Annotated in this window: 8 protein-coding genes; 4 read left to right on the top strand and 4 right to left on the bottom strand. The window is 64.1% G+C overall.

Annotated features, from left to right (window positions below; translation table 11 throughout):
* Window positions 1-43: 43 nt before the first annotated feature.
* From AB0M45_RS31200 to AB0M45_RS31185, 4 genes are all read right to left on the bottom strand, one after another.
* The gene (locus AB0M45_RS31200; RefSeq protein ID WP_364336556.1) at window positions 44-421 is read right to left on the bottom strand and encodes a hypothetical protein; all 378 of its coding nucleotides are present in this window, start codon (window positions 419-421) and stop codon (window positions 44-46) included.
* 49 nt (window positions 422-470) lie between these two features.
* A complete protein-coding gene (locus tag AB0M45_RS31195) occupies window positions 471-962 on the bottom strand; it encodes an Imm21 family immunity protein (protein ID WP_364336554.1) in 492 nt (163 codons plus the stop codon).
* Window positions 941-1,489, bottom strand: coding sequence for a hypothetical protein (locus AB0M45_RS31190; protein WP_364336552.1), 549 nt, complete (start codon window positions 1,487-1,489; stop codon window positions 941-943). The genes AB0M45_RS31195 and AB0M45_RS31190 overlap by 22 nt, the downstream gene beginning before the upstream one ends.
* Window positions 1,490-2,023: 534 nt before the next feature.
* Window positions 2,024-2,350, bottom strand: coding sequence for a hypothetical protein (locus AB0M45_RS31185; RefSeq protein WP_364336550.1), 327 nt, complete (start codon window positions 2,348-2,350; stop codon window positions 2,024-2,026).
* Window positions 2,351-2,583: 233 nt separating this feature from the next.
* Between AB0M45_RS31185 and AB0M45_RS31180 the strand changes: the two genes are divergently transcribed.
* Genes AB0M45_RS31180 through AB0M45_RS31165 form a run of 4 tightly spaced genes read left to right on the top strand, consistent with a single transcriptional unit; the run spans window position 2,584 to window position 7,435 of the window.
* Window positions 2,584-3,603, top strand: coding sequence for a zinc-binding dehydrogenase (locus AB0M45_RS31180; RefSeq protein WP_364336548.1), 1,020 nt, complete (start codon window positions 2,584-2,586; stop codon window positions 3,601-3,603).
* 42 nt (window positions 3,604-3,645) lie between these two features.
* A complete protein-coding gene (locus tag AB0M45_RS31175; RefSeq protein WP_364336546.1) occupies window positions 3,646-5,472 on the top strand; it encodes a glycoside hydrolase family 15 protein in 1,827 nt (608 codons plus the stop codon).
* Window positions 5,469-6,842 (top strand): glucose-6-phosphate dehydrogenase, encoded by a 1,374-nt coding sequence (locus tag AB0M45_RS31170; protein WP_364336544.1) that lies wholly within the window; start codon window positions 5,469-5,471, stop codon window positions 6,840-6,842. Before AB0M45_RS31175 ends, AB0M45_RS31170 begins: the two co-directional genes overlap by 4 nt.
* Window positions 6,839-7,435 (top strand): gluconokinase, encoded by a 597-nt coding sequence (locus AB0M45_RS31165; protein WP_364336542.1) that lies wholly within the window; start codon window positions 6,839-6,841, stop codon window positions 7,433-7,435. The genes AB0M45_RS31170 and AB0M45_RS31165 overlap by 4 nt, the downstream gene beginning before the upstream one ends.
* The last annotated feature ends 58 nt before the right edge of the window (window positions 7,436-7,493 follow it).

Raw genomic sequence — 7,493 nt, 5'->3', positions numbered from 1 at the left:
AATGCCGCGACTTCTTCTGTGCCACAAACAACTCCGTTCAGTGTTACCCAATCCTACTTTGGGCCACTGTCCGAGACCCTCCGGGCACCTCACAGCTCAGGTTGTTGACCTGGTTGCCTCGCAGGTTCCCGCTGGAGTGGTACCAGACCATGCCGTTGGAGCAGTCGTATATCTGGTGCGTGATGGTGCCCAGCCAGCAATAGATGGTGCTTCCGTCATCGAACTGCTCGCTGGTGGTGCCGGGGGCTATGGAGACCACCCCCAGGCGGGTCCCGCTCGGGCCGGCTGCTCGCACAACCTCGACGGGGACGTCCAGATCGTTGTACAGCTTGTACCAGCCGACCGAGCTACGTTCCGCCGACTTCGATGCTTCGGACAACGTATCCTGCTTCACCTCGAGATCTTGTTCCGCTTTGGTCATTGCCCTCTCCTTCGATGAGATATTGTCAAGACCTGTGGATCAGTAAGATTCAGGCAACCTCCGTTCCAGTGGTGTCGTTGAGGTGCTTGTCAACGGTTGGCTGGAGCTGAACGAGGATCATCCAATTGCCCGGGTTCTTGATGTAGGTTGCCCGGACTCGATATCGCCCTGGATCGAGGGCGATGTGGAGCTGGTTGTCGAGTTCGATCTCAGTTCCCGGCCAGGCCGAGTCGAAAAGCATGACGGGTTCTCGTATTTCCCACACGAGGTCTTCGCCTGGATCCCATGTGATGTGTTCTTGTAATGCTTGCTGCGCTGCGGCGACGAGTTCTTCTTCGGAGTCTGCCGCTGCCCATCGCAGGAACGTCCGCTCGGCGGGGAGATATGTCGTGCGAGCGGGTTGGTCTCCAAGGACCAATGCCTGCTGCGAGCCGGGACCTCTCGGGCATCGATTACATACAAGGAAGCGGTGGCGCGAACCCGCACAGGCACACCCGAGCCCAAGCCGAGCTGCCGGTATCACCCCACGATTTGACTCCATCCGTCCTGGAGGTGACGCATCAAGTCGCTGAAGAATCCGTTTACCTGACCTTCCTGCTGGGGTGTGTTCGACATCAGCAATTGGAGGAAGTTGAATTCCTTTGTCAGCACGTCGATCTGCAGGTCGGTGACCGATCCGAATACGGAAAGGATCATCACTTGCCAGTCGGGGTGCTGGTGGCCGAGGCTTTGGAGGTTTGCCTTGGTCGAGTCCTGCAGCTGGGTGAACTGGGTTTGGTCGCTGTCCATCAGTTGATTGATCAGGTCCTCGAACTGTTCGCGTGAGATGTCACCGGCGAGAACGCGCTGAGCGTACGTGTACGCGGCGGCGCGGGTGTGGTTGAGCTGGTCCAGCATGCCGGTATCGGCGGGTTGAAGGGCGTCTTTGACCTCCTGCGGGATACCCGCCGCTCTGACCTCGGGGATGTGAGTGGAGGACTCCGCCGAAACCCTGCCGTCGCCGGCGCTGCGGCGCTGGGCGATGGTGTCGAGCAGGGTGGTGAAGTTCTGCGAATCGATCCTGGTCATTGCCCCTCCAACAAGATCGTGCACTGGGCCTTGCCATCGACGACACCAACCCGGCCACGTCACCCGAGACTCCCGAGCCGTGTCGCGCTGAGCCGGTCGAACGGGTCAGCGCACACGGCAGACCCCCACAGTGGCTCCCACCTCTACGCGGCGCTCAACCACAGGCTATGAGCACCTCCCAGGCGCAGGGATCACCCCATACGGATGAAACCTCGGGATGTCGAGAACCGATCGATTTATGGACATTGCTGCGGCGACCTAGCGGTCTTTCGGACGATGCTATTGAGATCGGGTTGGGCAATCCATCCAGCTGGGCGTTTCCGCCCGCGCCGAAGGGTCGAGACAACGATCGTTTAAGGACCCTTCGTGGCGGCTGGTCACCGCGGCGGCAGCCTCTCGCCTTGCGGCGGGCTGGTCACCGCGATGGAACTGAGGACTGGACCGCGTCAGGCATCGGGCGCCAAAACCAATGCAGCGTAATGCATTTCGCTGTGAGCGGAGGAATTGTGGGGCAGACTGACTCTCCGGAAGGAATCACCAGCGCACCGATAGGAGACGCGGATGACTCAGCAGAGAAGCGAGATCACTGAAGTCGAGCGTGCAGCACAGGATGAAGCGCAACCTCAGTCCCAGGTCGATGATGCGGGTGCCGACAACCTCGATCGCCATGTCGTGCGCCAACCCGTGTGGGGTGAAGAACGCTCCGTCCGGGCCCTGGGTGGCGCTGGTGGACTCCTGGAAGTGGTTGAGGACGAACAGTTTCTCGTCCTCAGAAACATGCAGTCCGGTGCAGTGCCCGGAAATAGGAAAGCCGGCTTCTGGCCCGACGGCCGCCCGCCGGGCGTGCCTGTCGTAAAGCACGCCGCCGAGCATCGTCGAGGGTTCGGTGAAGTCTGACGTCGTGGGACGGAGCCGAAGCTCGGTCGATTGCGTCCGCAGTCTCTCACGTTGCATGGTCGTAACGATCCTGGGCAGGTGGGTCGGGGGCTGCTAAATTCGGTTCAGTTCTGCCCTCGATTGCCCGTTCCGTCATCGTAGAGCGTTGGGGAGAGGCGGCGATTATGAAGGCTTTCGTCATGAAGGAAATCGGGGCGGTGGGCTTCGCCGAAAAGTCTGTTCCCGAGCCCGGCCCGTTCGATGCGGTGGTCCGTACAACATCGGCTCTCATCTGCACATCCGATACCCATACGGTCCGTGGCGGTATCGGTCCGCGAGAGAACCTGACGTTGGGCCACGAGGCGGTCGGGGTCGTTCACACTGTTGGTAGCGAAGTCGCCCGTATCCGGCCGGGCGACAGGGTCTTGTCAGGGGCGATCACCCCGGATTGGGGTGATCCGGCTTCACAGAACGGCTTCCCGTCGCAATCGGGTGGACCGCTCGGGGGCTTCAAGTTCGCCAATTCCAAAGACGGTGTCTTCGCCGAGTATTTCCACGTCAATGATGCCGATGCGAATCTGGCGGTCATTCCGGACACGGTTGCCGACGAGTCGGCGGTGCATTGCGCCGATATGCTGTCGACCGGGTTCATGGGTGCGGAGAAGGGAAATATCCCGATCGGCGGTACCGTGGCCGTCCTGGCGCAGGGGCCGGTGGGTTTGATGGCGACGGCTGGGGCACGTTTACGGGGTGCGGGTCTGATCATCGGCGTGGAATCGGTACCGCAGCGGCAATCGTTGGCTCGCCGGTACGGAGCCGATGAGATCGTCGACTTCACGAGCGAGGACGTGGTCGAACGAATACTCGAACTGACCGGCGGCGAGGGCGTGGATACGGCGATCGAAGCGCTCGGTGCCGATGTCACGTTCCAGACAGCTGTGAAGATCACCAAGCCGGGTGGAGCCGTGTCCGTTGTGGGGTATTTCGGTGAGGGCGAGTTCGTTCGGATTCCCCGGGTGGAATGGGGAGTCGGGATGGCGGACAAGACGATAAACACCGGACTGTGTCCCGGCGGGCGCCTGCGTATGGAGCGCCTGCTTCGCCTACTGCAGGCCGGCCGGGTCGATCCGACAGACATGACCACACACGAGTTCGCGTTCGACGACATGGAACGAGCGTTCGAGGTTGCGGACAAGAAACTCGACGATGTCGTGAAAGTGCTGATCCGGTTCCGATGAGACCCGCTGCCGCTTCGCTGTGTGCGCTGTGGAAGAGGTGACATGCACAACCCTGATCCACCGTTTCGGCCGATCCGACGCACCGACGGTTACCTTCCGCTCGAGGACTACGGGTTGGTCGGCGACGGTGCCACCGCTGCCCTGATCGGTGTCGACGGTTCGATTCCCTGGTTGTGCATTCCGCGGTTCGACGCCGAACCGCTGTTCTGCGGATTGCTCGATCATGCCCGCGGCGGTTCTTTCACCGTTGCACCCACGGATTTGCTCGAAGGCCGCCAGCGTTACCGGCCCGATACCGGAGTGCTGGAGACCGAGTTGCGCTGCGCCACGGGTGTGCTGCGATTGACCGATGCGATGGTGCTGCGTTCGGGCGCCGACCTCGGTGAGGATGCCGCAGCGGATCGGGCGGAACTCGTGCGCAGCGCGAGGGTGGTCGAGGGCCGGGTGCGGGTGTCGGTGAATGTCGCGCCGCGCGGTGGGGCCGAGGTGCGACCGGTGTTGAGCGGCCTCGAGATCCGCCCGCACACCCAGCCTCGCCTGCGGCTGCATCTACGGAGCAACCGGCCGATGTCCGGGCTGCACACCACCCATGACCTGGCCCAGGGCGAGCAGTTGGACCTGGGATTGTCCTGGGGACGGTTTCACCGCCACCACCGGTTCGACGCCGGATCGTTGCTGCGTGATACCGCGAATGCCTGGCGGTCGTGGCTCGACGACTGCGACTACGCGGGCCCGCAACAGCAACTGGTCCGGCGTGCCGCGATCACGCTCAAGATGTGCGATCACTGGGCCGGCGGGGCGGTGATCGCCGCACCGACGTCCTCGCTGCCGGCTCCGATCGGCGGTATCCGCAACTGGGATTACCGGTATGTCTGGATCCGCGACGCCGCCTACGCGGTATTCGCCTTCCGCCGCATCGGCTTTCACGGCGAGGCAGACGCATTCCTCGGCTGGGTCCTCGACGCCGTCGAACGGGGAGAGCAGCCTCGCATCATGTACGACCTCGACGGCGACCCGGTACCGGACGAGGTATCCGACGCCGGTCTCGACGGTTACCGGCGTTCCGCACCGGTCCGGTGGGGCAACGGCGCCGCCGATCAACGCCAGCACGACCTCTACGGTGAGATCCTCGATTGCGCCGACCAATGGCTGCGCGCCGGTGGCGAGTTGCAGCCCGCCCTGTGGGCCGGCCTGGCCGGTTTGGCGGATACGGCCGGCCGCGCGTGGGAACAGCCGGATCAAGGAATCTGGGAGGTCCGCAACGAGGGCCGTGCTTTCACCTACAGCGCGGCGATGTGCCAGGTCGCGCTGGACCGGGCCGCGTCAATCGGCGAACGTTTCCGGTTGTCCGGACCGGTAGGTACGTGGCGCGCCACCGCCGCGCACATCCGAGACTCCATCTTGAAGCGTGCCTGGGACGAGCGGACTCAGACGTTGAGTGCCCATCTCGACGGAGGTTCTGCCCTGGATGCCAGCCTGCTCGCGCTGCCGCTGCGCCATGTCGTCGCCGCCGACGATCCGCGCATGGTGGCAACCACTACGGCAATCGCCAACCGCCTGGACGCCGGCGGGGGACTGCTCTACCGGTACCTGCACGACGAATCGTCCGATGGCCTGCCCGGCGACGAGGGTGCCTTCGTCCTGTGCAGCTTCTGGCTGATCGATAATCTGACTCTGCAGGGCCGTATCGAGGAAGCCGAGCAGCTCTACGACGCGCTATGCGCCCGCGCCAGCTCCCTGGGCCTGTTCTCCGAGCAGATCGACCCCTCGACCGGGGCGTTCATGGGTAACTTCCCGCAGGCGTTCAGCCATATCGGGGTCATCGCGACCGGGGTGAACCTGGCGCGCGCAAAGGCGGCCACACGATGATCCGACGACTTGTCATTTTCGGCGGCACCGGGGATCTGGCCGGACGCTACCTGCTGCCGGGGCTGGCCGCGCTCCACGAGGCCGGCCGGCTGGACGCGGACTTCGACATCGTCTGCGCCGATCGGAAGGACCGCAGCGAGGACCAGTTCCGGGCATGGGCCGCGACCCAGCTCGATCGGCACGGTCCGGGTATCTCGGATGACACCAGGAAGGCGCTGCTCGCGGCTGCGCGATACCGGCAGGCCGATATCGGGGATCCGGCGCAGGTGGCCGAAACGATTGCCGGTGAGGGACCGGTGGCCGTCTACCTGGCGCTGCCGCCGGCGTTGTTCCCCACCGCAATCCAGACGCTGCACGCCGCGCACCTGCCGTCCGGTAGTCGGCTCGTGTTCGAAAAACCGTTCGGAGAGGATCTCGCCAGCGCGGAAAACCTCAACCGGCTGTTGGCGGACCTGGTTCCCGAGCAGGCAGTCTTCCGGGTGGACCATTTCCTCGCCATGACCACTGTGCAGAACCTGCTCGGGAGCCGGTTGGCCAACCGGGTGCTCGAATCACTGTGGAACAGTGCGCATATCGCCGAAGTCGAGATCATCTGGGAAGAGACCCTCACCCTCGAAGCACGTGCCGGGTACTACGACCATGTGGGTGCGCTCGAGGACATGGTGCAGAACCATCTCCTGCAATTGCTCTGCCTGGTGGCCATGGAACCACCGATCACCCTGTCCGAACGCGATCTGCGCGATCGCAAGGTCGACGTCCTGAGATCGATCCGCACCGTGTCCGACGACGACATTCCGCGCCGCACCCGTCGCGCCCGATACAGCGCCGGCGTGATCGGAGACCGCCATGTTCCCTCCTACACCGACGAGCCCGGGGTGGATCCACAACGGCGTACCGAAACCTTCGCCGAAGTCCACTTGTCGATCGACAACTGGCGATGGGCCGGCACAAACTTCGTGCTCCGCACCGGCAAAGCCCTCGCCGCCGACCGCAAGGAAGTCGCCATCCACTTCCGTCCGGTCCCCCATATGCCCTTCGGTCACCACGGGACTACCGCACCGAACGTCCTACGTTTCGGGCTCGACCCCGAAAACCTCACTCTCGCCCTCACGACCATCGGTGCTGCGGTGGACACGCTGGTCCCGGTCACCATGACCGCACCGATTCCTCTGCCGGATCTCCCCGCCTACGGACGGCTGCTGCTGGATGTACTGCTCGGCAATCCGGCTCTGTCCATCCGCGGGGACGAAGCGGAAGAGTCCTGGCGGGTGATGACTCCCATCATTTCGGCCTGGTCTCGGGACGTGATACCGCTCGACGACTATTCTGCGGGTGCCCCGGGACCAGCGAGCACCACCCGCAATCGATGAACACTCCCGCACCCGCAGCATCCCCGACCGGCCCGCGCCCGCCGTGCGTGGTCGTCATGGGGGTTTCCGGCACCGGAAAGACAACCACCGCGCGTCTGATCGCAGCCCGGCTCGACATCCCGTTCGCCGACGCGGACGACTTCCATCCGCCGGAGAATATCGCCAAAATGTCCTCGGGCATCCCCTTGGAGGACGCCGATCGAGAACCCTGGCTCACCGCCGTCGGCCGCTGGCTGCACGACCGCGACACCGCCGGTACCGGTGGCGTCGTAGCCTGCTCTGCGCTCAAACGCCGATACCGCGATATCCTCCGCGCTACCGCGCCAGCCGTCTTTTTCCTGCTGCTTACCGCAGACCGCGCCGAATTGATCGAGCGGGTGGGCCAGCGCCACCGTCATTTCATGCCCGCATCCCTGGTCGACTCCCAGCTCGCCGCGCTCGAGCCGCTGCAACCCTCCGAACGGGGCACCACCCTGGCCGCGGATGGGCCCCCGCACGCCGTTGCCGAAGCGGCCGTCGCGCTCATTTCAGAACCGGGTGACCACGGGAGGCGGATGGGCGACAGCTCCGGAAACCGTCGCCAATCCGGGTAGCAGTTGTTTGTAGTCGAGCTCGATGCGGCGAGGGAAACTCGAAGACAAGGGGCCAACA

Origin of the sequence: Nocardia sp. NPDC051787, from assembly GCF_040681325.1 — a bacterium.
GTDB lineage: Bacteria > Actinomycetota > Actinomycetes > Mycobacteriales > Mycobacteriaceae > Nocardia.
Note: the sequence above shows the minus strand (reverse complement) of the source record. Positions and strands in the feature narration are given on the sequence as shown.